We start from the raw sequence: 21,868 nt of genomic DNA on the forward strand, positions 1-21,868 counted from the left end.
CTCAGGACGAGGCGTGCATTTCGACACGCCCTGATTTTCCCGTGAGGTGTCACCCATGAATGCCATTGACCTGCTCAAAGCCGACCACGAACGCGTGAAGGCCCTGTTGACTCAATTGAGTGAGTCAACCGAACGCGGGGTTAAAAAGCGTACTGAGCTACTGGCCAAGCTGGAAGCAGAAATCAGCCTGCACACTAAGCTGGAAGAAGAGATTCTATACCCGGCATTCAGAAAGGCCGGCGGCAAGGAGCAGGACATCATGTACCACGAAGCCAAGGAAGAGCATCGCACCGTCGACTCGCTGGTGCTGCCGGACTTGAAGCAGACTGAGCCTTCGACAACCGAGTTCTCCGGCCGCGTTAAAGTGGTCAAGGAGTTGCTGGAGCACCATATCGAAGAAGAGGAAACCGAGATGTTCCCGCAGGCCAAAAAACTGCTGGGTAAGGCGCTGCTGGAAGAGTTGGGCGCTGAAATGGAAGCCATGAAAGCCGCGCATAAAAAGGCGCAGTCGACCAAGCCAATGGCGGCTTGATCGAAGCATGACCGAAGCCTGGACGTGATCCAGGCTTCGGGGCTGTTTCTGGATGTACCCACACGGTAGGGGATTGCGTCATGAAGACCAGATCGTACCAACGGATTTTGCATATCGTCGGCCTCTCAGCCTTGCTCGCGGGCCCCGCCCTCGCCGCTTTTGGCGATAACCCCGAGCCTGCCGCTAACGCCTTGACTGGCGACAGCGCCGCCGGTTCCGCGCTGCCGCCTGGGACCTACCCCAGCAGCCCCTCCGACAGCGACAAGAAAACCAAAGACACCGACAAACCGCCGAGCAAACCGGCTAAGCCCGCCGATAGCCATAAAGACAGCAAGGAAAAACCTCGCTCAGGCAGTTGACGGCTCATCCGTGACCCGGTGGTTGGTGGTTGGGGTGAAGCGGAAAAAGCTCGACCAGAGGCACTCGGCAGCCGCTCAAGGCACCGGCAACCATCCGCTGAAGCCACGCGATACCGTCAACGGGCACCATGCGAAATCCCAGGGTGGCGGTGGCAGCGCCGGGAGTTCGGTCCCGGTACGCTGAGCGTGTTTCCAATCGACAACCCGCGACGACTGCCAGGCCAGGACCACACCCTGGGCCTGGCTTTCGTCCGTATTGACCCAGCCCGCGGCCGCCGCCGCCATGAATGCCTCGATGGGCTCATCATCGATCTGCGCGCCATACACCGAGCCCAGCAGCCAGCGGCAGACATTCACGTGGTAGGTCCAATCCAGCGGCGGCCGGTTGCGATAGGCCCAGGTCATGAAGCTGCGAAACAGGTTGAGGCCTTCGGGCGGGTCGAGCTTGAGCAGCGCCGGGCAGATATCGAACAGGGTGTGCCAATAGGGCAAAAGGCGCGCATCCAGATGCACGAAATTACGCGAATTACTGGGGTATTCAGGCGGAACAGGTTCCGCGTGCAGGCGACGGGACGCCTTGCTGACCAGGCGGCTGGCGCCTGCGGGCAATAGGAGGTTCATCAAACGCACTCACAGTCATGACGATGGAACGCCTCCTGGTTTCAGGAGGCCCCGGGGCGTACGTCAGCATGCAGGTGAAGCGCGGGGGTTGGCCGAGGGCCAGGAATAACGCGGCGGCGCCTTGTTGCGCCGTTCATGGGCCGGACGTGGCGTTCGTCCCAGGCCCAACAGCCAGGCCAGCCCGATCAGAAACACCAGCGCAAGCGTCAACGCGTGGCAGACTGGGCAGGCAAAGTAGTTCGAGATGTTGCTGGAAGACGGGCTGCCCAACCCTTTGTCGGAAACTGGCGCCTGGCTGCCGTCCACCGAACAGAACGCCCCGCCGATGCCATTGAGTGCCTGGCCCATCATCTGCCCATGACCCAAACCGCAGACGAACAGGTTCATCAGCACGCAAAAGTACAGGGCCCAGGCGATCAGTGAACGGTCGGGGTGGCTCAATTTCATGGCGGCGACTCTACCACCAGAGCCGCAAAAGGATGAAGCACGGCACGCCCCTGTGACAGAACGTCGCAGATTACGTGTCGCAGCCAGGGTTGGTAGACTTGGCGCCCTCCTCCTTTACTCCTTTTCAAAGCCTGATGTGTAGATCCAGAGCAATGCAGGCGTTTCACAGGACGCACCATTGATGAGTACGCTATTCACCCGCCGCAAAGTGCTGACCGGTATGGGCCTGCTGGGCCTGGGCAGCCTGCTGGGCGGCTGTGACTACAGCCCCAAGCTGAACTTCAAGTACGGCAAGGACTTGAGCGACAAGATCATGGGTCGCACCTTCAAGCTCAAGAATACCGCTGGCGAAACCGTCACCCTCAGTTCGTACCGTGGCCTGATGCCAGTGGTGTTCTTTGGTTTCACCCAGTGCCCGGCCGTGTGCCCGACCACCCTGGCGCGTGCCGCCCAGGCCAAGAAGCTGATGGGCCGCGACGGCGAAATCATGCAGGTGGTGTTTATCACCCTGGACCCGGAACGCGACACGCCCGAGATTCTCGACAAGTACGTCAAGGCCTTCGACCCCAGCTTCGAAGCGCTGTATGGCACCCCGGAAGAAATTGCCGTGGCCGCCAAGGAATTCGGCATCTTTTATGAAAAGATCCCCGCCGGCGACACCTACACCCTGTCCCACACCGCCACCAGCTTCGTGTTCGACACCCGTGGCAACCTACGCCTGGGCCTGCAGGCGTCCCTTACCGCTAAAGAGTGCGCAGAAGACCTGCTCACCGTCATGGAGGTCTGCTAATGACTGCCGTTCAACACCTCAAGCGCCTGACGTTCGGCCTGACCCTGCTCGGCCTCGCAGCGCACGCCAGTGCCCAGGTGCAAGTGACCGACGCGTGGGTGCGCGCCACCGTGCCGGGCCAGCCTTCCAGCGGTGCGTTCATGACCGTCACGGCCGACAGCGACAGCCAACTGCTGAGCGTGGCCTCGCCCGTGGCCAAGGACGTGCAGATCCATGAGATGAGCATGAAGGACGATGTGATGCGCATGGGCCCGGTGGACTCGGTGGCACTGCCTGCCGGCAAAGCCGTAACCCTCGACCCCAACGGGTACCACGTGATGCTGATGGGCCTGACCGGCCAGATCAAGGAAGGCGACCAGGTGCCACTGACCCTCACCGTGAAAAACGCCAAGGGCGAAAAGCAGGTTGTCGACGTCAACGCCAAGGCGCGTGGGTTGGATGGCATGGACCATGGCCATATGGACCACAGCAAGATGCATTGATGGAAGACCGTAGGCGCGGGCCTGCTCGCGCCTACGGAGAATGACGGTTTAGTCCACGATAAACAGCTTCGCCCCGACGCCCGTCGATGAGCGATGCCCTTCCATGTCATTGCCCACCTGGTAACTCATTCCAGCTGTCAGGGTGAACTGGCGGCCATCTTCCAGCTCCGTGTGCAACTCGCCTTCAAGGCACAACAGCACATGCCCGCGCCAGCACCAGTGATCCGCCAGGTAGCCGGGCGTGTACTCGACCATGCGCACCCGGGTGGTACCAAAGTGACAGGTACGCCATAAGGCGCTGCCGGTGACGCCAGCGTGGATACTGGGTTCGAGGGTGGACCAATCGGTGGTGCCAAAGGGGACGGCGGTGAGATCCATGGTGGGCTCGGTGGTGGTTGGAGTCGTTTGAGGCTATCCACCGGGTGCCGCGTGCGATAGACACAGATCGACCGCATTTGTGGGATACAGGTATTCTGCCGGTCCAGCTCCCATGGATACGCTTATGCAGATCGACCCTGCCTTCGTCCTCCACCAAACCGAACACTGGCGCCTCAACCACCACGTGGCTTCGGCACTGCCGGGGTACCTGATGCTGGGTGCCAAAGCGCCAATCCACTCCCTGGCGGATATGCCGGACGCAGCGCTGGCCGAGCTGGGCGGGTTGCTCGCGAAGACTCAGCGAGTGATGGAAGCGCAGCTAAAGCCGAAATGGCTGTACATCAGCCGTTATGGGCACATGCCGGGATTCCCGCTGCATTTTCATTTCATCCCGGTGTACGACTGGGTGGAGGACGCGTTTTGGCGGGATGAGCGATATCGGATTCTGCAGGGTTTTGGCCCGCAGCCTCCCGCGCAGGCGCTGACCGACGGGGCCGAGCTGACGCTGTTTGTGTGGCGCGAATTTGGCGAGAGCACTACGCCGCCGCAGGTCCGGGGGGAATCAATCTACCCAGTGATTGCGCGGTTGCGCACGGCCTTTCGGTCGGCGTGATGAACATTGGCGCTGTCGAGTCCCGGCGAGACTGCGAAGGCGGCGGCACTGCCAGCTTTTTTGTCGCCTGACACTCCGCTTTCGCAGCCTCGCTAAAGCTCGACAGCTCCCACAGGGGATCTGCTGTTTTGGCTGGATTTCGGTTATAGCTGCGGGCGCAATTTCAGCAGCGACGCAGATCAAATGTGGGAGCTGTCGAGCCCCGGCGAGGCTGCGAAGGCGGCGGCACTGCCAACACTTTAAGCGCCTGACACACCGCCATCGCAGGCAAGCCAGCTCCCACCTCTTGAACAGTGTTCAGTCAGGCACTCAGTCGTTTTGTCATCGGAATACACGCTAACGCTAACCCCGAGGGCGAGTGGTAAGTCGCCTGCTCGTCCCCCACGTATCCGCAGGCTCGATAGAATGTCGCTGCGTTCAACGTCGCATCCAGCACCACGGTTTCAATCGCCCGTTCCTGCGCAACGTTTTCGAGGTGATCGAGCATTGCCTTGCCATATCCACGCCCGGTGAATTCGGGCAGTACAAACAGCGCACCTACTTCGTTGTTGTCCAGGTCGAGCATCCCGGTGGCAACCGGCTCCCCCTGTATACACCCCAGGTAAAACAGTTTATCCATCAGCACGTCGTAGCCATCCTCGGCCTTTCCCCGCGTCCACAGCATCATTTGCTCGCGCGTATAGGCGCCGATGCACTGGCTACGGATGGCCTGCAAGCGGATGTCGAACGCCACCTGGGCATCCTCCGGGGCAGCCCGTTTTATCTCCAGCATTTCACTCTCCCTCCATGAAATCATCGCGCCACTAGCACACTTGTGCTAATCGACCCCTCCCCCTTGCGGCGCTATATTCCTCGGCACTTCCAACGCTCCTCTGGCACCGCGCATTTATCGCGGGTGGGCCTGTTGCGCGCCGGAAAAGCCCTAACAACCCCAAGGAAGAATCACCATGAAACTGCAATCCTCCGTTACCCGCCTCACCTTGTTGGGCGCCTTGATCATTGGCGTGGCCGGCTGCAGCAACATCAAGCCCACCGAAGACCATCTCAAGACGCTGTCGGAAACCAACCTGGGCGAGCCGGTAAAGCGTATTGCTAACGTGCGCAGTGACTCCATGACCACCTATTACATCGCCAGCACCGCGTCCGGCGACTATAACTGCGTGCTCTCAACCGGCGTCGGCGGGGCGCTGCATGCGGTAGGAAGCTTTGGCCTGATAAAGCCTGCAGCCTACTGCCAACCCAAAGGTGCGCGCGGCAATGCATTGCAGGGCTTCACTCAGTAACGGCCTCCTGGCTCAAGTCCCGCAGAACACCGCGCAGTTCAGCGGGGCGCACCGGCTTGGAGAGAATCGCGATCTGACGGTCGTGCAACGCGGCCTGGATTTTCTCCACGTCGTGCCCGGTGAGGATCAGCGCCGGGACTGCCCAGCCGCGTTGTTCGCGCAGGGCATCGATGCATTCGATACCGGTGGCGTGGTTTCCCAGGTCGTAGTCGGCAACGATGATGTCGCAGTCGCTGACCAAGTCGCGCCCCGAGGTTTCAGCCTGTACCTCACAGCCCCAACGCTCCAACAGCGCCTGGGTGGCGAGCAATACGTTGTAGTCATCTTCCACCAGGCACACCTTCAAGCCGGTCAGCAGGCCGGTCTGACGTGTGTCGTCGCGAGGTGCCGCTGCATGCGGCGCGGTGGCCAGGGTCAGGCCGTAGAGGCTTACCGAGGTGCCACGGCCGACCCGTGAACGCAGGCTCACTTGCACGCTCATCAACTGCCCCAGGCGCTTGACGATGGACAGCCCCAGGCCTACGCCTTCGACGTCTTTGTCACGCAGGTGGCGCACCCGATAAAACTCTTCGAAGACCTTTGACAGATGCTCCTCGGCAATCCCCCGCCCCCGATCATGAATCTCCACTGCCAAGCCGCCGTCGCGAATGCGCACGCCGATCAGCACCGGCCGTTGCGCGCCGTATTTGAAGCAATTGGAGAGCACGTTCTGCACCATGGTCGCCAACAGCGCCGGATCGACCAGCACCCAATGCGCACAAGGCCGCAGGCGCAACTCCACGCCGGCCCAACGTGCGGCCTCGGCGTTCTGGCGCACCAGGTCGGCGAGAAACTCGCCCAGGTGCACCGCCTGGTACTTGGGCAGCAAGCGGCCGTTGTCGAGGGTGTAGAGGTCGAGAATCGAGCGGAACAACTGCGACACGTTAAGCAGCGAGCGGTCGATGTTGTCCACCAGTCGGCGCTCTTCATCGCCCAGCCGGGCTTCGCGCAGGCAGGCGGTGAACAGGCCGATGGAGTGGATGGGCTGGCGCAGGTCATGGCTGGCCTGGGCGAGGAAACGCGATTTTTCCAGATTGGCGGCGATGGCTTGCTCGGACGCCTTGCGCGTGCGCTCCAGCAGGATATGCGCGTACACCGGGATCACCGTGCTGGTGGTCATCAGCATCAGCACCATGAATGGTTGCGCCTGCCACACCGGCGTGAGGCGGTACACGATCAACAGCGCCAGCAACGCCAGGCCCGTGGCAATCGCCAGGTAACGCGAGCCATAGCGCATGCCGTTGCCGAGGTTGACCCACACCATCACCGCATACAGCGGCAGTGCCGCCTCGCCGCCGACCACCATGCCGAACGAGGTGCCGGTGTAGTCCTGGATCATGCCGAAGATCCGCCGCGCCGGGTAATGCCCGGGCCATCGGGCGATCACCTGGCGAAATACGATGGAGGCCAGCAGGAACAGGACGATATACACGATTACCGGCAGGTACGTGTCCAACGAATGCCCAGGCAAAAAGCCGAGGATGCTGATGTAGACAATCGCGATACCGGCCACCACGATGCGCAGGTTGGCCTGGTCGAGCTCGGAGTTGGTCTCAAGACTCATGGGGTTACGTCCTTGTGCGGCAATCATCAATTCCTTCACGCTCCACAGGCAGGCCCCGGGCGCAGTGGTAAGGTAGCATGCCAGAGCACAACCCTGCCCCAGGAAGGAGCACCCTCATGACCGGTCGCATCATCATTGCCGACGACCATCCGATGTTTCGCGAAGGCATGCTGCGCACCGTGCAGCGCCTGCTGCCCGAGGCCGTGGTGCAGGAGGCCGGCGACCTGGACCGGGTACACGCGCTGCTCCGTGAAGACGGCGAGATCGACACCCTGATCCTCGACCTGCGCTTTCCGGGCCTGACCTGCCTGAGCCAGCTGGCAGAACTGCGCCAGCAACTGCGACGCACCACGTTGATCGTAGTGTCGATGGTGGACGACCCGGCGCTGATCGATCAGGTGATGGCCTTGGGCGCAGACGGTTTTATCGGCGAGAACATCGCCCCCGACGAAATCGGCCAGGCGCTGCTGGCCATCCGCGAGGGCGAAGTGCTGGTCAAGTTCGCGCCCTCAGGCTTGTTGCCCCTCGACACCCACACCCTCACTGCCCGCCAGCATGACGTGCTGCGCCTGATCGCCCAGGGCAAGACCAACAAGGAAATCGCCAAGGCCCTGGATATCTCGCCGTTTACCGTGCGCATCCATGTGTCGTCACTGCTGCGCGCACTGGATGTGCCTTCGCGGGCAGCAGCGGCGGTGAAGTATTCCGGGGAGTTCTAGTCACAGCCGGGCCCGCCTCGTTGCATCCGATATTTATGCTCAATTCCCAGCTTAATAATATTTTATTTATAACCCCCCTCCCCCTACCTTGAAGTCATGCCAACGCTGAATCCAACTGCATCACGCAAGGACAGAGACATGACTGAAGCAATAATAAAAACAGACACCCTGGTGGTGGGCGCCGGTCAAGCGGGCGTGGCCATGAGCGAGCATTTGAGCAAGCAAGGCGTGCCCCACCTGGTGCTGGAGCGCAGCCGCATCGCCGAGCGCTGGCGCACCGGGCGTTGGGATTCGCTGGTGGCGAACGGACCGGCCTGGCATGACCGGTTTCCAGGCCTGGTATTCGATGATGTCGCCCCGGATGGCTTCGCGCCGAAAGAACGCGTAGCGGATTACTTTGAGGCTTATGCACGCACGTTCAATGCGCCGATCCGCACCGGCGTGAACGTAACCTCCGTTGTACGCAATGTCGGCCGCCCCGGTTTCACCGTGCACACCAGCGACGGTGTGATCGAAGCCAACCGCGTGGTGGCGGCGACCGGGCCGTTCCAGACGCCAGTGATCCCAGCCATCGCACCCAAAGACACGGCACTGCACCAGATCCATTCCGCTGACTATCGCAACCCTGCACAATTGCCAACGGGCGCCGTGCTGGTGGTGGGTGCCGGCTCGTCCGGTGTGCAGATCGCCGATGAATTGCAACGCTCGGGCCGCCAGGTCTACCTGTCAGTTGGCGCCCATGACCGCCCGCCCCGCGCCTATCGCAACCGCGACTTCTGCTGGTGGCTGGGGGTGCTGGGCGAGTGGGATCAGGCAGCCATGAAACCGGGCCGTGAACACGTGACCATCGCGGTCAGCGGCGCACACGGCGGCAAGACCATCGACTTCCGCGAACTGGCCCAGCAAGGCATGACCTGGTTACCACTGCAACATCCTCCGCCCCGCTTATCGAAAAACACACGATTGGATACGTGCCCCCGGAAGATCGCCATGGAAAGGTAAGAGACCTGTTCACCCTGTGGTTCGGCGGGAACATCGCGCCGCTGCCGATCGTTACCGGTGCGCTGGGTGTGCAATTGTTCCACCTCAACCTCATCTGGGGTATCGTCTCCATCCTTGTCGGCCACCTGGTCGGCGGCGTGCTGATGGCGCTGCACTCGGCCCAGGGCCCGCAAATGGGCATCCCGCAAATGATCCAGAGCCGCGCCCAGTTCGGCTCCCTCGGCGCACTGCTGGTGGTGGTCATCGCCGGCGTCATGTACATCGGCTTCTTCGCCTCCAACATCGTGCTGGCCGGCAAATCCCTGCACGGCGTGGTCGACGCAGTGCCCGTACCCGTGGGCATCGTGATCGGCGCCATCGGCTCCGGGATCATCGGCATCATCGGCTACCGCTTTATCCACGTGCTCAACCGCATCGGCACCTGGGTACTGGGCGCCGGGATCGTGCTCGGGTTTGGCTACATCTTCACCCACGTGCAGACCACGGACTTCCTGACACGCGGCAGCTTCAACATCTCCGGCTGGCTGGCGACCGTGTCATTGGCGGCGCTGTGGCAAATCGCATTTGCGCCCTACGTCTCCGACTACTCCCGCTACCTGCCGGCAGACGTACCCGTCGCGTCCACGTTCTGGACCACCTACCTCGGCTCGGCATTGGGTTCCAGCCTGTCCTTCATCTTCGGCGCCGTCGCCGTGCTCGCCACCCCGGTGGGCATGGACACCATGGACGCCGTCAAACTCGCCACCGGCGCCATCGGCCCATTGATGCTGGTGCTGTTCTTGCTCAGCGTGATCAGCCACAACGCCCTCAACCTGTACGGCGCAGTGCTGTCGATCATCACCCTGGTGCAGACCTTTGCCTATCGCTGGATTCCCACCGCGAAAAGCCGCGCAGTGATCTCGATTATCGTGCTGGCCGCCTGCGCGATTGCAGCGGTATTCGCCTCCAAAGACTTCATCGGCCACCTCGTCGACATGGTGCTGGTGCTGCTCGTGGTACTGGTGCCGTGGACCGCGATCAACCTGATCGACTTCTACGCGATCCATAAGGGCAAGTACGACATTGCCTCGATCTTCCGCGTGGACGGCGGGATCTACGGGCGCTACAACCCGCAGGCCTTGTTGGCGTATGGGATTGGGATTGCGGTGCAGATTCCGTTCATGAACACGCCGCTGTACGTGGGGCCGATTTCGGAGCACATCAACGGGGCGGATTTGTCGTGGGTGGTGGGGTTGGTGGTGACGTCGCCGTTGTATTTCTGGTTGGCGAGTCGGGACAGTGCTTATAAGCGCAGGATGGAGGGGGGCAAGTTGGTGGGCGGGATTTGAAACATCCGTCGGCTGTGACTTGAGCTGTCAGAAAACCCGCCTTGGCGGGTTTTCTGATTTTAGGGGATGGCCGGGCATCGCCTTTTTTGTAGTGAGCGGGCTTGCCCCGCGCCAGGTTGTGAAGCGGCAGCCAATCTAACCGTCGAGGTGTGCCAGCATGCGTCTGGTCGATAGTGGCCCATCGAGATCGACTGCTAAAAAACAGTCAATCACCGAGAGTAACCAAGATTAATCAGGCGTCTTGCGCAGTCATGTACTTGCTGAAGTTGTTGATATGGTCGTCGAGGTTATCTTCAAGCATCATCCGGTACTGCTCACAAAAATACTTCAACATCGCTTCGCGAGCCTGCGCCATTTCCTCGCCTGATTTGAAGTTGCGAGTGCTCACCCAAGCATTGAATCGAGTGGTGCCAAACATCATCGACGCGCTAACCTTTCCAAGGTCTCCGAGCGCCCTAAGCTGCTCGTTCGACAGGTTTATATGCGCGTCTGCACGATCAAAGAATGCTTCATCGGTGGCATCTGGCATTGCTGGGTACCTATCTATCATTGTCGGAAATTCCGTAATTGGAACACTTCCCGCATCGGCTATGCTACGACACGTAAACAAAAAAATGCCAAGGTTTGACGCCCGCTATTGGCACTCGCCGCTCACCACGCGGGTGCCCTTCAGCAAGCGTTGAACCTGGCGATAACCTGTTCGGCGACTCGCGCGGACTCAAGCGCGTTCCCACTGCGGCGATGACATGGACTTCGATTGCTTTGTGCTGATGACCGAACAGGTGATTGACGGAGAGACTCTGCACTGGCGCCGTTTTGGGTTGAGCGTATCCAACGGTCTGGAAGTCGGTATTACCACTCGATGGGACGCCGAGAATCGCCCGATCAGTTTTTCCCTGGCGGAATTTCGCGAGGCGCTGGAGGACTTTTACAGGCTGATGAAAGCCTAAGGGCTGAATGAATTACCCCTGCCCAAGTCGAAAATTTTGCCAAAGAGTTGCCCGCCATTTAACGAAGTGATCGAACACTAGGGATGAACCGCAAATGAGCAAACTGGGTTGTAAGTGTGGTCATGTGATTACCGATCAAACCGACAGCTTGCCCTATAAGGCGAGCCTGCTTCGCGACGAGGTAGAAAATGAATGTTGGGATGAGGTGCACCGCGAACTCAAACCTCTGGTAGAGGCTGCGGAATCCGGAGACAAGGCTGCGATAGCTGAGGCATTTGGCGGGTTCGCACCCTGGAGCAGCGCTACTGACGAACTGCAAGGCCGAATAGCCCGCATCTACATTCACCGCATGTCGAATGTCTACGAATGCCAGAACTGTGGACGCCTTTGGGTGCAAAAGGATGCCAGTGACAGATTTGTTTCCTATGTCCCTGAGGAAGGCGAATATGGGGCGATCTTGTCAGTGGCATCAGGAGAGTCTGAGAAGCGAGATTGAGCGTGCGCGATTGGTCGAAATCTGCAGTTGCTATTGGCTGCGTTCGGCCAGAACCGGACGGTCACTATATGTCCCAACCGATACCGATAAGAGGCAATCCGCTAAACGCTCTTGAGAAACCTGTGCCATGCGTACTGGTTCGTATGTATCAATCGCCGTGGTGACGGTTTACGGGACTGGATCAGGCGTTTGACGCGTGTCAGGGTCTATACTAATTTCGCTCTTTTGATCAGATCCACCCTTGATCACCGCACAGCCCACCAGGCAGAACACGTGAAACATTCGACACTTACTGCCGCGCTGCTCTGCCTATTACTTGGCACTCCCGTCAGGGCCGAGCAGTATCAGGTCGTTACTGAAGAGTGGGCGCCGTACAACTACCAGGAGAACAATCAGCTCACCGGCATGGCCACGGAGATCGTTCGAGCCATAATGGCGCGGACCGGGGATGACTTTGAGGTGGTGCTGCTGCCCAGTATGCGAAGCGCCCGCGCATTGAAGACCCGGCCCAAGACCATCATGTATTCACTATTCCGCACGGCAGAGCGCGAACCGCTATACAAGTGGGTCGGACCGATCGTGGAAGAGTCCATTCACCCCTATCAGTTAGCCAATGCGCAGCAGCCGGTGAATTCCTTGGAGCAGCTACTGCACGCCCCAAAAATTACCACGAGACATGCCGGCCTGATACCCGAGATTCTGCAGTCGCGGGGCTTCAACAACCTGGAAAAAACTGCAACCGAGAGCCTGCAGCTCTATCGCATGCTGCTAGCCGGACGCACCGATATCATCATAGGCGACACCGATGCGGGAGTGGCTTACTACAGCCGCCAGTTGAACATCGCCCCCGGCACGCTGCGGCAGATTCCCATCGAGCTCTATCGCTCATCGCTGTACATCGCCTTCAGCCGCGACTGTGACGACGAACTGGTAGCCTCCTGGGCCCACGCCCTAGAGCAACTGCGCCACTCGGGCGAGCTGGAGCGCATCCAGGATCGATACAATCAACCCATCGGGCAATGACAGCGCGGAACCAGCGCAAGCCCGCCTCGCACTTATCCAGCCTTGCTCTCACTCAACGCGGAGGATAAGTCATGAACATTTTTGCAATATGCAGCCATCAGCCTTGGAACAAGGGAACGGCTTAACCCGGCCACGCCAACGGAGCTTGCGGAGCAGATGATGCTTCACCAAAGTGAGCAGTCAGAGGTGCTCGAGTGGTTCAGGTCGACACTGCCGTTGGTAACGCTCGGAACAACGGACCGGATCTGATCATTGCGAAGTCGCTTGGCCATAGTGGTGCCCGCATGCTTGTCCAGCGCCCGCACTTCCTAAAGACTGCTATCGGCCGATTGTGTTGAAAAAGTCGGCTTCGGTTTCCACGGTAGAAAAGTTCGCGCCCGAGATTGAAATCTGTGTTTTTGGCAGAAGGCTCACGACTCGGATTTCATGTAGCAGCACGCAAAACAGGTGTTTTTACCTATCTGTATCCGAGCGTTTTGGACAAACCAACTTTTTCAACACAATCGGCCACAACCGGACATTCGCCGAAGTCCTCCGGCCTTGCCTGACTCGTGCCCAATGTGTCTAATTCTGAGTACCTTTAAGCAAGGAGTAAGGCATGCCGCACAACACTATGACCTTTGAGGATAGGGTTCGCCCCGGAAGCTCATCGGACGGCTGTAGCAGTGTTGAGCGTAGCTTTGCTGATTTTCAAATCGACGAGCATTCTTTACTGGAAATTCTGGTGACCGCTGACGGTGGGCATTCTGACTACATGAGTGGGTTCGTATCAGGTTATCCAGAACAGAATCTCCGGTTTGCCCAGAGCTTGATTCGATGCGACCAGCCCCAGGCAGAGCCCTATCGGGTGCTCATCTATATTTGCCCCGAGTGTGGTGACATCGGATGCGGAGCCTACTCAGTGCAAATTCGCAGATTCTGTGCTGAGATAATTTGGGAGGCATTTGCTTACGAAAATGGATATGAAGAACCTCGCGTAGTACCTGGCGTTGGCCCATTCGTATTCAGCTCAACCTCCTACGTGCGCACTGTAAGAGCCGCGCTTGAGATTTGATTTGGCGGAGGGAGGAGACTGCTCTGTTTTTTTAGGGCGTTCACTCTGGGTCATTTATTGACTGTCACGACTTATTGAAATCGACCCAAAGCGGTCAACTCACTAAACGCATGCTCCACCGACAAAGAATGGGATTCGCTGAATTTCCGCCTCGCTCATTACTCGCCAATCATTTGGCAAAATACCGTACTCGAACTCGGCGCTTTCCAGTGCCTCATCCAATCCAAGTATCAAGTGGTCGCCTTCAATTTGGAGTTTTGCGTAGTCCTTAAAGCGTATCTCCAGATACACCAGGTCATCGTCTTCGGCCCTCAGGCCGAAAAGCACGATAGCGGTAACGTCAGGCCGGAAATCGCTGATTTTCCTTACATAAGCAAATAGGTGACTTGTGTGCTGGGGCATGGCGCCGGCCGTCTCTATTGATGGTGGGTTACGGCATTTTATATGACTGCTCCTTGGCGTCGGCTCAGCACAACCTCTTGCGCACAGCCCTCAACACCGCTTCGATGTGCCAGGTTTCGACGCCGATGGCGACTGCTTCGCCGGCATCAAGCACTAACTCGATTTGGGTGGTTATGCCTTGTTCGAGAAGCAGTCGCTGCGCTTCTTCAAGAAGCCTGCGTTTACCTGTGAGCCAAAGTCGTTGTTTGCCCGTCAGCAACGCAAGGGTTTGCGGATAGGTGCACTGCAGTTTTCGACGCAAATTGACCAGCGCCGGTTTGTCGCCTCGGTCAATTGCGGGGGTCAGTACATACTGGTTGCCCGATACTGCCTCCAGATCGTATTTGTCTTGCAGATACTCATCGACACTCATGCAACTGACGACTGTCTCACGCTCGCCCGTCATGACGTTGATCAAGTGCGCGTTAACACCGACGTAGCAGAACTCCGTCATTCCGTGGACGACGTAATCCTCACTGTTACTGCGAATAACCCAGTAATCACCGTTGGCGGAAAGCTCACATGACTGAATGACAAAACGCTCAGGTTTGCCATCTCTCATGACGCCGTCAAACAGGCCAAGCACGATTTCGCAGGCCTGCTCGGCGGTTAGCACGGCGTTGATCTCTGTCACGCTTTGCCCAAGCCGAACAATGAACGCAGCCAGCCTGCCGACTTTCGTTCATAGAAGGGTGTGGTTTGTTTGAGGAAGTAATCGCTAAGGCCTGATTCCCCTTCGTGAACGCGATAGAGGTCAACGGGTTCGCCATCCGGAGCGGTATCCCCGGCAACGTTACCTGCTTCGCGCATGACCCGTTCAATATCTCCGTCCGCTTCAATACCAATGATCAGATGAGGCTTTTGATCAGACGATGCGTCATGCATCAAGGCCAGAAATGCATGCTTTACGTTGCGATGTTTGGCGAGTAATTGTGTGAGCGAGTTGACCATCTTCGACGGATATTGCGACGGCTGTCCGAGCAGCACTTTGGTGTCTTTTTCGACCGTGCGCTGCATCAGCTTTTGGCCGATCTCGTCGGAGAGCAGATGGCGCACTTCCTCCGGGAAAAACTCTTTCCCGTAAGGAGACTTTGGATTGAGGAAAAGAGGGGTACCCAGTGTGATTTCAAACAGCGATCTGGCCGGGATCTCTACGTAGGACTCTTCGCTATCTATGGAAATTTGTAGTGTTTGCAACGAAGAAAAAAACGGGATGACAGCGGAGCCGTCAGGCTTTTGCCAATGCGCGATGCTGATGTTGCTACCAGCCTCGAGGTTGACTTGCCCTTCGCCAGTGCCGGCAGTGCCAAGGACGTAGATAGTGGAATTCAACAGAGTCTTGAAAAAGTCAGGTCGATGGGCCGGTTCATCCGCCGCCAGCCTGAGTGATTTTTCAAGGGTGTTTTCTTGCTTGGTATCCATGATGTCCATCGGCAGTTCCATCAAAACAGACAAAAAGTGAGCGGCAAAGAGCGCGCAGTTTTTCACGCGACGGTGAAAACAGGAAGAACAGCAGGCTAATAAATCTGGAGCATACGGAGAGTCACCCTGAACGGTTTTCCAAGGATAGTTCCTCCATATCAGTGGTGGATGAAGAGCCAAATGCGGTTCGCCTCGAAGGGCTGCTTCTGGCCGACAGACGTCTATCATGACGGGCAGATGCCGACCCGAGCTGACATCCTGACCTTGCGGCGGCAGGCAGTATAAGTGGAGTCGGGCTTGCACTCCGGTAACAGGAAGGTTGACCGGGGCTGGAGCGATGCCAAAATGACACAAATAATGGTGGTCTGACCCCGTTTTTACGGATCCACCTCACGATCAACCGATTCTGGTCGATCACTGCCAATTGTCACTGGCTGCATCGGGTCAATGTCGCCGGTGGCTACCGGCAACAACCGGCCAATAAGAGCCGCTGGACAGCTTGGGCAGGTGTTGTCGTTCAGCGTTTGCCTTCAACGTTCGCGGGTTCGCACTGGGTTGGGGTAAAGAAAGCATGGCGGCGGCCTTTTCTCTCTCCCGAAGTGTCGCGCGTACAGTCTGCCCTGTTATGCTGATTCAGCCGTCCGGCGTGTAGATAAGATGCTATACGGCGTTAAGTGACAGGTATGTTGGCTAATTGATAGTTAGGGAAAACTGAGTATGCGTCGCTTAATAGCCAACGGGTTTGTGTTTGTCAGCATTGCGATACTCTGTTGCGGCTGCACATCTTATTCGTCCCAGCCGACAATCAACGAACCCGTTGAACCCGAAACACAAGAAATCATCTCCAGCTTCAGTTACGCAATAAACTCCCCATGGAAAGACAGTCGCTTCGGCAAGGACGCATACGCAGCGACACTCAACGTTATTCCCGATGCACAGGATAAGAACTCCAGCTTTGCCGCCCCGAGTCTGCCGGCATTAGAAATAAAGATCTCGGAGTTCTCATCTGACGGCGCTTGCGGACAAGATTACTTGACGGGCCTGAGTCTGGGTTTGATCCCCAGTTGGTGTACGCGGACAAACCTTTTCAAGTTTGATTTTATATTGAATAAGGACCAGCGCTTTTGCAGGCAGAAAACCTACTCGATAAACTCCACGTCGTTTTCACATCTCACGATGATTCCGTTTGCACTCTTCAATACGGGCAATCAGCCATTGACGCTCTATCAGGCGGTGCTTAAAGATTTTCTTCGCAGAGGTCAATGTGCGACGCGTTGAGAGGCTGCTTTTGGCCGACAGACGTCTATCATGACGGGCAGATGCCGACCCGAGCTGACATCCTGACCTTGCGGCGGCAGGCAGTATAAGTGGAGTCGGGCTTGCACTCCGGTAACAGGAAGGTTGACCGGGGCTGGAGCGATGCCAAAATGACACAAATAATGGTGGTCTGACCCCGTTTTTATTAAAGCAAAGCTCGCCTTTCATCTGGATTGAAGACGTTACCGGAGGGGATTGGTCAGATATTGGCAAGCTGGGGAACAATGGATTTACCCATGCAATTGACTGCCGCAAAGTATTTACGGCCCCTTGAATGAGACAACCTTGCGTGGCATTCGCAACAATACTCGTCACGGTATTGGCCATCAGGTTTGAAAAATAGCTTGGCCTCGTTGAGGTCGGTTATTAAAAATCCTTCAGATTTCAAAATCTGTTCAAAACGATCACGTAGTGAAGAGAGGGCGGTGGGAAGGTGGGGATGACTGAGAAGCTCCTTCGGGTATGGGGTCGCACTCAGTAGATCCACCGTCGCGATCGATTCCCCGGTCGCTTTGAGGGCTTGCAACAGATGTGGGTGTACGTACGACAGACTGCTCGCAGCGTGATGCGCAATACTTTGACAGACACTACTGAGGCGGCGACGGGAAGGCATTCATTCTTCCTGATTTGGTTTGCGAGCTGCGTCGAGCTGCTGGATTCTTAGAGATCATATGGTGCCTCAAAACCTGCTCGAATGCCCCCATGGCCGAATCGTTCTAAAAACGTGTTTTCACACAGCCTGGCCCCAAAGCTGACGTTCTCTGCCAGTCGCGCGAGACAGAAAGCTGCCCAATACAGATAGTCCATGTCGAGCGCAATAAACCGTCGGGATGAGTTACTCGCCGGATTGCAAGCGCTCGATAGCTTCAAGAAGCTGGCCCTCGAAGTACTCGGTTTCATCTCGTTCCTGGTCTTTCATGCGGCGCTTCGCCTCAATCAGTAAGTGTTCCGTCGCGATGTTCTGATTCAAAAAAGTAGCGACCATAAGATCATTCAATCTCTCTAGAGGTGTGTCCCATGCCTCCCTGCAACGCTGAATGAGTCCTGCGGTGGTATCGCCACTCCATGGACCTAAAATATCCGAGACTGCCAGGGTGGATGGCATGAGCCTGCCTTTAAGAGAATTTGAAGAGCTGGTAATTTCGCACGCTCGGGCGATTGATGAATAGCGAAATCGAATGCCTGATTCTGGCCAGTTGCTGCCGTACGCAACTGAAGGCTTCCGACCAAAAAAACGGCGCCTGACCACCGAATGAAGGCTAAGAAATCTGATCACCTATCACTATGATGGATGCTCCGAACGTTACGTCAGATAGCCGTGTAGCCTCAGCCAATGCCCGTAAAGGGGTAGGCAACTCGGAAAGTGTCAGTGGATTCAGTGGACGGTATTGCAGCTCATACCCCCTCAAGCCCTGGCGTGCATCGCGATGAACGTCCGACCAGTCGTACGCAAAGAACCCACGTTTGGCAAATTCAACGAAAGCGTTTGCGCCAGCCATGGCAGTGACCCGATCCACATCGGACATCTCCGGCAATGAAAGGACAAACTCTTCGGAGTTCTCGACTGAGGGCAATGCGGAATCAGGGACCGGCCCTGGGCCACCCGTAGTGAAGAGCGCAACCTGCCCGACGGCGTCGGTGGCGACCCATCCAACATCAAAGTCTTGAAGAACGAAGGGAGTCACCATTTGCACCTACTTTAAAAAAGGGAAGAGATGATTTCCAAACTCTACTTGCAAGCCCAGAACGTGTGAACGCGCGTCGGCAAATTGTCAAAGCGGGAAGAAATGCCAAAAGTCTACTTTCCCAGCTTCAAACAAACGAATGGCTTTGGGAGTGCCCCCCCGACAACTTGGCAAGTTCACCTATGTACATCCATCTCCCTCTTTCATTACCCAACTCCGGTTCGCAATTTACTGGCCTTGCCCGGATGTTGTCTTGGCGCACCCCGCGAGCTGTACGCCTTCGCAGCCTCGCTAAAGCTCGACAGTTCCCCACATTTTGATCGCCGAACAATCAGACAATGCAGTTCCCCTGTGGGAGCCGTCGAGCTTTAGCGAGGCCGCGAAGACGGCAGCATGACTGGCAGTGATCTTGCGTGATGCCTATGATGTGGCCTTTCGCTCAACACCCCCAGGACACCCCATGCCCGCCCTCACTTTCCGCAACGCCCTCCCCGCTGACGCCGCTCGTTGCTTCGAGATTGAAACCACCGCCTACGAAGGCGACGAAGCCGCCACCCTGGAAAAAATCGCCACGCGCATTGCGCAATATCCGCAGGGCTTTCTGATCCTGGAAGCCGATGGCGAGGTGGTAGGTTTTATCAACTGCGGCTGCGCTCACGATGTGGTGATGTCGGACGAGGCATTCAAGGAGTTGGTGGGGCATTCGGCCGAGGCGCCGAATGTGGTGATCATGTCGGTGGTGGTCGACCCGGCGCATCAGGGCAAGGGGTATTCCACGGCGTTGATGACCGAGTTTGTGCAGCGCATGCGCGGGATGGGCAAGCAGACGATTCACTTGATGTGCAAGGAACGGCATGTGCCGCTGTACGAGCGCATGGGCTATCGCTATGTGCGACCTTCGCCGTCGGATCACGGCGGGATGGCGTGGCATGAGATGGTCATGGCGCTCCAGGGATGAACGTGCCGCGTATTGAGGTCAGCGACCAACCCAACCCCGACGCCGAGCGCATCCTGGGCAGCGGCCTGGCGGCCTTCAACGAAGCCATCACCGGCTACAACGATCGGCGCTTGCTCACGGTGCTGATCAAGGACCCCGACACCCAGCAAATCCTCGGCGGCATCACCGGCAAGACCACCTTGGGCATGGCCTTCCTCGACCTGTTCCACCTGCCCGATTCGCTGCGCGGCACTGGGCTCGGCAGCCAGTTGCTGCAAGCCTTTGAAGATGAGGCCCGGCGCCGGGGTTGTGCTAACGCGGTGTTGTATACCCTGAGTTTCCAGGCGCCGGGGTTTTACGAGAGGCGTGGCTGGGTGCGGTTCGGCGAGATACCGTGCGAACCGCAGGGCAGCAGCCGGGTGTTTTTGTCTAAGGTGTTGTGACGCGCACCGGCGGGGTCATTCTTCCTCACCCGGCAATGGGAAAATCACTTCCTGGGTGTCCAGGTTCCGGATGCTCGAATAGGTGCGGTATTCAGTGCTGTAGTGCGGCCCCACAGGCCCGATACCTTTGGTGCTGGCCGTCAGGCGGTAGGTCACCATGTAACGCTGGCCGGCTTTGAAGTCGACGTCGTCCGCGCCTTTGTTGCAGAACGCGCCACCGGTGCCCAGAGCATTCATCGACACGTTGCACCAGCGCAGCGAGTGCTTGCCCGGCGTGAGTTTGAGGGCTTGCTCGCCGCTGACGTCCAGGATCGAACGACGCCCTGCCCCGGGCAGCGGCTGGCCATCTACTTCGACGGCCAATACCAGGCGGTGGAACGGCACGCCCAGCTCGCGCTCGCGCCAGGTGTCGAAGTACACCAGCACGGCGTCCGGCGCGTTGTTGGAGAGGTCGACGGGGTGAAGTTTTTCCGGGGCCCAGTCGCCCTGGTAGTTTTTGTAGTGGTAGTCGGAGCAGGCGCCGAGCAGTGGAAGGGTCAATACGGCGGCGAGTTTCAGCAGTTTCATCGGGAGGACTGTCCTTGTGAGCGATGAGATCCTATCGACATCATCGCGAATATCTTGAGGTGAATGCCACTGGCGATTTGCAGTAGCTACTACCAGCTTCCGGACGCTCCGCCGCCACCGCTGGAACCACCGCCACCAGAGGAGCTGCTGCTCGAGCTGCTGCTGGAGCTGGAACTGCTGGAGCTTGAGCTTGAAGAGTCGTCCGAGCTCGACCCCACCCCACCGCGGGTCTTGCCAAAGATGAACAGCGCCGCAAACGAAGCAATGGGGAACGCGTACAGCCAGCCATTACGGCCGAGTTCCATCAGCGTCCCCGCCGCGACATAGACCGCCACAGCAGCCGCCAGCCGCGCGAAAAAGCCCACTCGGCTTTGCTTCCAGGCGTCCCTCAACACCACGAACAGGATCAGGTATAAGCCCAGTACCACCAACGCCCCCACCGGAAACCCCAGCCAGTGGATGAAGTTGACGTCTGCGTACCAACGATCCACCGCCACCAACCCAAGGGTGTAGGCCAGCAGCCCAGTCACGCCGTAAAACACCCCGCGCGCCAGCCACAACGCGCCAAACGCGGCGCCGCCGATCAGCAGGATCAGCGGCATTACGATAAGGAACATCGGCCATTCGCGGCCGCCGCAAAAAATCGCCAACAGGCCGGTGACCGCCACTGCGGCAATCACGGCGCGGCGCCAATGCAGCTTGCCGGCGGCAAGCAGCACACCGCCAATGGCACCGATGATAAACGCGAGAAATATCCCAATGAACTGGGGATTGATCCCTGGCTCCGCGATTTTGGGCAAGTCGCCGCCGTCCACCAACACCACCAGGTCGTTCACGCCCTCGGAGACACCGCCTGCAAAATCCCCCTGAGCAAACGCCGGCTTGATGTGCGCTTCGATGATCTGATGCGTCAGCAAATCGGTGACCGTGCCTTCCAGGCCATAGCCCACTTCGATGCGCACTTTGCGGTCGTCCTTGGCCACCACCAGTAGGATGCCGTCGTCAACGCCCTTGCGCCCCAGCTTCCAGGCCCGGAACAGTTGGTTGGAAAAATCCTCGATACTCGCGCCGCCGGTGCTGGGCACCAGCAACACGGCAACCTGCGAGCCTTTGCGCTGCTCCAGATCGGCAAGTTGCTTTTTCAGACGGGTGGTAGTGATGGCATCGAGGGTGTTGGTGAGGTCGATCACCCGCTGGTCAAGGGCGACGCCGATGGGCGAAGTGTCTGCCTGGGCGGTGGTAAACAGGCTGGCAATCACCAGCACCAGCAGACTCAAGACGGATTGCCGCACACACCGCATCATGTTTTGTTACCTGAAGTTTCTTCCTGAAGACGCCGACTTTACCTTATCAGCGCTATAACGCGTGACCCTACG

The 21,868-nt window shown here is 58.1% G+C and carries 28 protein-coding genes and 1 pseudogene; 16 read left to right on the forward strand and 13 right to left on the reverse strand.

Going from position 1 to position 21,868, the window contains the following annotated elements; all coding sequences use genetic code 11:
- Window positions 1–55 precede the first annotated feature (55 nt).
- Both JBO08_RS08440 and JBO08_RS08445 read left to right on the forward strand, forming a co-directional pair.
- Window positions 56–532 carry a hemerythrin domain-containing protein gene (locus JBO08_RS08440; protein WP_049712902.1) on the forward strand — a complete coding sequence of 159 codons (477 nt, stop codon included), beginning with the start codon at window positions 56–58 and terminating at the stop codon, window positions 530–532.
- Window positions 533–612: 80 nt separating this feature from the next.
- The gene (locus JBO08_RS08445; protein WP_065872202.1) at window positions 613–891 is read left to right on the forward strand and encodes a hypothetical protein; all 279 of its coding nucleotides are present in this window, start codon (window positions 613–615) and stop codon (window positions 889–891) included.
- A 75-nt stretch (window positions 892–966) separates the two neighbouring features.
- On the opposite strand, the gene JBO08_RS08450 is transcribed toward JBO08_RS08445, so the two are convergent.
- Together JBO08_RS08450 and JBO08_RS08455 are read right to left on the reverse strand one after the other, a co-directional pair.
- On the reverse strand, window positions 967–1,512 hold the full coding sequence (locus JBO08_RS08450) for a putative natural product biosynthesis protein (protein WP_065872201.1): 546 nt from the start codon (window positions 1,510–1,512) through the stop codon (window positions 967–969).
- Between the two features lie 63 nt (window positions 1,513–1,575).
- The gene (locus JBO08_RS08455; RefSeq protein ID WP_220074192.1) at window positions 1,576–1,959 is read right to left on the reverse strand and encodes a DUF2946 domain-containing protein; all 384 of its coding nucleotides are present in this window, start codon (window positions 1,957–1,959) and stop codon (window positions 1,576–1,578) included.
- Window positions 1,960–2,140: 181 nt separating this feature from the next.
- Between JBO08_RS08455 and JBO08_RS08460 the strand changes: the two genes are divergently transcribed.
- Complete coding sequence (locus JBO08_RS08460; protein ID WP_049712821.1) at window positions 2,141–2,749, forward strand: SCO family protein; 609 nt, start codon at window positions 2,141–2,143, stop codon at window positions 2,747–2,749.
- Window positions 2,749–3,231 carry a copper chaperone PCu(A)C gene (locus JBO08_RS08465; RefSeq protein WP_065872199.1) on the forward strand — a complete coding sequence of 161 codons (483 nt, stop codon included), beginning with the start codon at window positions 2,749–2,751 and terminating at the stop codon, window positions 3,229–3,231. The genes JBO08_RS08460 and JBO08_RS08465 overlap by 1 nt, the downstream gene beginning before the upstream one ends.
- 48 nt (window positions 3,232–3,279) lie before the next feature.
- Here JBO08_RS08465 and JBO08_RS08470 read toward each other — a convergent pair whose 3' ends face one another.
- Entirely contained in the window at window positions 3,280–3,609 is a 330-nt protein-coding gene (locus tag JBO08_RS08470; protein ID WP_065872198.1) for a DHCW motif cupin fold protein, read from the reverse strand.
- A 124-nt stretch (window positions 3,610–3,733) separates the two neighbouring features.
- Between JBO08_RS08470 and JBO08_RS08475 the strand changes: the two genes are divergently transcribed.
- Complete coding sequence (locus JBO08_RS08475; RefSeq protein WP_065946294.1) at window positions 3,734–4,222, forward strand: HIT family protein; 489 nt, start codon at window positions 3,734–3,736, stop codon at window positions 4,220–4,222.
- 301 nt (window positions 4,223–4,523) lie between these two features.
- Here the strand turns inward: JBO08_RS08475 and JBO08_RS08480 are convergent, their stop codons facing one another.
- Window positions 4,524–4,994: a GNAT family N-acetyltransferase gene (locus JBO08_RS08480; RefSeq protein ID WP_065872196.1), complete on the reverse strand. Its 471-nt coding sequence runs from the start codon at window positions 4,992–4,994 to the stop codon at window positions 4,524–4,526.
- Window positions 4,995–5,169: 175 nt separating this feature from the next.
- Here JBO08_RS08480 and JBO08_RS08485 point away from each other — a divergent pair, with 175 nt between their 5' ends.
- Window positions 5,170–5,505, forward strand: a complete 336-nt coding sequence (locus JBO08_RS08485; RefSeq protein ID WP_049712816.1) for a hypothetical protein — start codon at window positions 5,170–5,172, stop codon at window positions 5,503–5,505.
- Here the strand turns inward: JBO08_RS08485 and JBO08_RS08490 are convergent.
- Entirely contained in the window at window positions 5,495–7,108 is a 1,614-nt protein-coding gene (locus JBO08_RS08490; RefSeq protein ID WP_065882023.1) for a hybrid sensor histidine kinase/response regulator, read from the reverse strand. The genes JBO08_RS08485 and JBO08_RS08490 overlap by 11 nt on opposite strands.
- Window positions 7,109–7,224: 116 nt before the next feature.
- On the opposite strand from JBO08_RS08490, the gene JBO08_RS08495 reads away from it, so the two are divergent.
- From JBO08_RS08495 to JBO08_RS08505, 3 genes and pseudogenes are all read left to right on the forward strand, one after another.
- Complete coding sequence (locus JBO08_RS08495) at window positions 7,225–7,827, forward strand: response regulator transcription factor (RefSeq protein WP_065911040.1); 603 nt, start codon at window positions 7,225–7,227, stop codon at window positions 7,825–7,827.
- A gap of 96 nt (window positions 7,828–7,923) precedes the next feature.
- Window positions 7,924–8,754: pseudogene (locus tag JBO08_RS08500) on the forward strand (flavin-containing monooxygenase); the annotation flags it as partial.
- The gene (locus JBO08_RS08505; RefSeq protein WP_065911039.1) at window positions 8,742–10,157 is read left to right on the forward strand and encodes a cytosine permease; all 1,416 of its coding nucleotides are present in this window, start codon (window positions 8,742–8,744) and stop codon (window positions 10,155–10,157) included. The pseudogene JBO08_RS08500 and the gene JBO08_RS08505, both read left to right, overlap by 13 nt.
- A 232-nt stretch (window positions 10,158–10,389) precedes the next feature.
- On the opposite strand, the gene JBO08_RS08510 is transcribed toward JBO08_RS08505, so the two are convergent.
- Complete coding sequence (locus JBO08_RS08510) at window positions 10,390–10,686, reverse strand: DUF3144 domain-containing protein (protein WP_065872237.1); 297 nt, start codon at window positions 10,684–10,686, stop codon at window positions 10,390–10,392.
- Between the two features lie 217 nt (window positions 10,687–10,903).
- On the opposite strand from JBO08_RS08510, the gene JBO08_RS08515 reads away from it, so the two are divergent.
- From JBO08_RS08515 to JBO08_RS08530, 4 genes are all read left to right on the forward strand, one after another.
- Window positions 10,904–11,107, forward strand: a complete 204-nt coding sequence (locus JBO08_RS08515; RefSeq protein WP_175403059.1) for a hypothetical protein — start codon at window positions 10,904–10,906, stop codon at window positions 11,105–11,107.
- Between the two features lie 94 nt (window positions 11,108–11,201).
- The gene (locus JBO08_RS08520) at window positions 11,202–11,603 is read left to right on the forward strand and encodes a hypothetical protein (protein ID WP_220074191.1); all 402 of its coding nucleotides are present in this window, start codon (window positions 11,202–11,204) and stop codon (window positions 11,601–11,603) included.
- 273 nt (window positions 11,604–11,876) lie between these two features.
- On the forward strand, window positions 11,877–12,626 hold the full coding sequence (locus tag JBO08_RS08525) for an ABC transporter substrate-binding protein (RefSeq protein WP_065911064.1): 750 nt from the start codon (window positions 11,877–11,879) through the stop codon (window positions 12,624–12,626).
- Window positions 12,627–13,224: 598 nt separating this feature from the next.
- The gene (locus JBO08_RS08530; RefSeq protein ID WP_065882012.1) at window positions 13,225–13,680 is read left to right on the forward strand and encodes a hypothetical protein; all 456 of its coding nucleotides are present in this window, start codon (window positions 13,225–13,227) and stop codon (window positions 13,678–13,680) included.
- A gap of 102 nt (window positions 13,681–13,782) precedes the next feature.
- Here the strand turns inward: JBO08_RS08530 and JBO08_RS08535 are convergent, their stop codons facing one another.
- The 3 genes from JBO08_RS08535 to sseB form a co-directional block, all read right to left on the reverse strand.
- Window positions 13,783–14,082, reverse strand: a complete 300-nt coding sequence (locus tag JBO08_RS08535; RefSeq protein WP_065882010.1) for a hypothetical protein — start codon at window positions 14,080–14,082, stop codon at window positions 13,783–13,785.
- Window positions 14,083–14,146: 64 nt separating this feature from the next.
- Window positions 14,147–14,755 (reverse strand): hypothetical protein, encoded by a 609-nt coding sequence (locus tag JBO08_RS08540; protein WP_065882008.1) that lies wholly within the window; start codon window positions 14,753–14,755, stop codon window positions 14,147–14,149.
- Window positions 14,752–15,552, reverse strand: a complete 801-nt coding sequence (sseB, locus tag JBO08_RS08545) for an enhanced serine sensitivity protein SseB (RefSeq protein ID WP_220074190.1) — start codon at window positions 15,550–15,552, stop codon at window positions 14,752–14,754. Before sseB ends, JBO08_RS08540 begins: the two co-directional genes overlap by 4 nt.
- A 708-nt stretch (window positions 15,553–16,260) precedes the next feature.
- Here sseB and JBO08_RS08550 point away from each other — a divergent pair.
- Window positions 16,261–16,821: a hypothetical protein gene (locus JBO08_RS08550; protein WP_220074189.1), complete on the forward strand. Its 561-nt coding sequence runs from the start codon at window positions 16,261–16,263 to the stop codon at window positions 16,819–16,821.
- Window positions 16,822–17,059: 238 nt separating this feature from the next.
- Here JBO08_RS08550 and JBO08_RS08555 read toward each other — a convergent pair whose 3' ends face one another.
- A complete protein-coding gene (locus tag JBO08_RS08555) occupies window positions 17,060–17,473 on the reverse strand; it encodes a hypothetical protein (protein WP_220074188.1) in 414 nt (137 codons plus the stop codon).
- A gap of 222 nt (window positions 17,474–17,695) precedes the next feature.
- Window positions 17,696–17,965: a hypothetical protein gene (locus JBO08_RS08560; protein WP_220074187.1), complete on the reverse strand. Its 270-nt coding sequence runs from the start codon at window positions 17,963–17,965 to the stop codon at window positions 17,696–17,698.
- A gap of 1,040 nt (window positions 17,966–19,005) precedes the next feature.
- Here JBO08_RS08560 and JBO08_RS08565 point away from each other — a divergent pair.
- Window positions 19,006–19,503, forward strand: a complete 498-nt coding sequence (locus tag JBO08_RS08565) for a GNAT family N-acetyltransferase (protein WP_065872181.1) — start codon at window positions 19,006–19,008, stop codon at window positions 19,501–19,503.
- Window positions 19,500–19,925, forward strand: coding sequence for a GNAT family N-acetyltransferase (locus JBO08_RS08570; protein WP_065872180.1), 426 nt, complete (start codon window positions 19,500–19,502; stop codon window positions 19,923–19,925). Before JBO08_RS08565 ends, JBO08_RS08570 begins: the two co-directional genes overlap by 4 nt.
- A gap of 15 nt (window positions 19,926–19,940) precedes the next feature.
- Here the strand turns inward: JBO08_RS08570 and JBO08_RS08575 are convergent, their stop codons facing one another.
- Window positions 19,941–20,492, reverse strand: a complete 552-nt coding sequence (locus JBO08_RS08575; RefSeq protein ID WP_065872179.1) for a hypothetical protein — start codon at window positions 20,490–20,492, stop codon at window positions 19,941–19,943.
- A gap of 89 nt (window positions 20,493–20,581) precedes the next feature.
- Entirely contained in the window at window positions 20,582–21,796 is a 1,215-nt protein-coding gene (locus JBO08_RS08580) for a YgcG family protein (protein ID WP_220074186.1), read from the reverse strand.
- Between the last annotated feature and the right edge of the window lie 72 nt (window positions 21,797–21,868).

Source organism: Pseudomonas sp. LAP_36, assembly GCF_019456785.1.
Lineage (GTDB): Bacteria > Pseudomonadota > Gammaproteobacteria > Pseudomonadales > Pseudomonadaceae > Aquipseudomonas > Aquipseudomonas tritici.

What these genes read in the sequence shown, in the direction of transcription:
- JBO08_RS08490 (WP_065882023.1), bottom strand. Translation starts at nt 7,108, where the DNA reads ATGAGTCTTGAGACCAACTCCGAGCTCGACCAGGCCAACCTGCGCATC.
- JBO08_RS08550 (WP_220074189.1), top strand. Translation starts at nt 16,261, where the DNA reads ATGCGTCGCTTAATAGCCAACGGGTTTGTGTTTGTCAGCATTGCGATA.
- JBO08_RS08510 (WP_065872237.1), bottom strand. Translation starts at nt 10,686, where the DNA reads ATGCCAGATGCCACCGATGAAGCATTCTTTGATCGTGCAGACGCGCAT.
- JBO08_RS08495 (WP_065911040.1), top strand. Translation starts at nt 7,225, where the DNA reads ATGACCGGTCGCATCATCATTGCCGACGACCATCCGATGTTTCGCGAA.
- JBO08_RS08460 (WP_049712821.1), top strand. Translation starts at nt 2,141, where the DNA reads ATGAGTACGCTATTCACCCGCCGCAAAGTGCTGACCGGTATGGGCCTG.
- JBO08_RS08480 (WP_065872196.1), bottom strand. Translation starts at nt 4,994, where the DNA reads ATGCTGGAGATAAAACGGGCTGCCCCGGAGGATGCCCAGGTGGCGTTC.
- JBO08_RS08440 (WP_049712902.1), top strand. Translation starts at nt 56, where the DNA reads ATGAATGCCATTGACCTGCTCAAAGCCGACCACGAACGCGTGAAGGCC.
- JBO08_RS08570 (WP_065872180.1), top strand. Translation starts at nt 19,500, where the DNA reads ATGAACGTGCCGCGTATTGAGGTCAGCGACCAACCCAACCCCGACGCC.
- JBO08_RS08515 (WP_175403059.1), top strand. Translation starts at nt 10,904, where the DNA reads ATGGACTTCGATTGCTTTGTGCTGATGACCGAACAGGTGATTGACGGA.
- JBO08_RS08485 (WP_049712816.1), top strand. Translation starts at nt 5,170, where the DNA reads ATGAAACTGCAATCCTCCGTTACCCGCCTCACCTTGTTGGGCGCCTTG.
- JBO08_RS08465 (WP_065872199.1), top strand. Translation starts at nt 2,749, where the DNA reads ATGACTGCCGTTCAACACCTCAAGCGCCTGACGTTCGGCCTGACCCTG.
- JBO08_RS08535 (WP_065882010.1), bottom strand. Translation starts at nt 14,082, where the DNA reads ATGCCCCAGCACACAAGTCACCTATTTGCTTATGTAAGGAAAATCAGC.
- JBO08_RS08520 (WP_220074191.1), top strand. Translation starts at nt 11,202, where the DNA reads ATGAGCAAACTGGGTTGTAAGTGTGGTCATGTGATTACCGATCAAACC.
- JBO08_RS08455 (WP_220074192.1), bottom strand. Translation starts at nt 1,959, where the DNA reads ATGAAATTGAGCCACCCCGACCGTTCACTGATCGCCTGGGCCCTGTAC.
- JBO08_RS08580 (WP_220074186.1), bottom strand. Translation starts at nt 21,796, where the DNA reads ATGATGCGGTGTGTGCGGCAATCCGTCTTGAGTCTGCTGGTGCTGGTG.
- sseB (WP_220074190.1), bottom strand. Translation starts at nt 15,552, where the DNA reads ATGGACATCATGGATACCAAGCAAGAAAACACCCTTGAAAAATCACTC.
- JBO08_RS08445 (WP_065872202.1), top strand. Translation starts at nt 613, where the DNA reads ATGAAGACCAGATCGTACCAACGGATTTTGCATATCGTCGGCCTCTCA.
- JBO08_RS08555 (WP_220074188.1), bottom strand. Translation starts at nt 17,473, where the DNA reads ATGCCTTCCCGTCGCCGCCTCAGTAGTGTCTGTCAAAGTATTGCGCAT.
- JBO08_RS08560 (WP_220074187.1), bottom strand. Translation starts at nt 17,965, where the DNA reads ATGCCATCCACCCTGGCAGTCTCGGATATTTTAGGTCCATGGAGTGGC.
- JBO08_RS08530 (WP_065882012.1), top strand. Translation starts at nt 13,225, where the DNA reads ATGCCGCACAACACTATGACCTTTGAGGATAGGGTTCGCCCCGGAAGC.
- JBO08_RS08565 (WP_065872181.1), top strand. Translation starts at nt 19,006, where the DNA reads ATGCCCGCCCTCACTTTCCGCAACGCCCTCCCCGCTGACGCCGCTCGT.
- JBO08_RS08450 (WP_065872201.1), bottom strand. Translation starts at nt 1,512, where the DNA reads ATGAACCTCCTATTGCCCGCAGGCGCCAGCCGCCTGGTCAGCAAGGCG.
- JBO08_RS08470 (WP_065872198.1), bottom strand. Translation starts at nt 3,609, where the DNA reads ATGGATCTCACCGCCGTCCCCTTTGGCACCACCGATTGGTCCACCCTC.
- JBO08_RS08575 (WP_065872179.1), bottom strand. Translation starts at nt 20,492, where the DNA reads ATGAAACTGCTGAAACTCGCCGCCGTATTGACCCTTCCACTGCTCGGC.
- JBO08_RS08475 (WP_065946294.1), top strand. Translation starts at nt 3,734, where the DNA reads ATGCAGATCGACCCTGCCTTCGTCCTCCACCAAACCGAACACTGGCGC.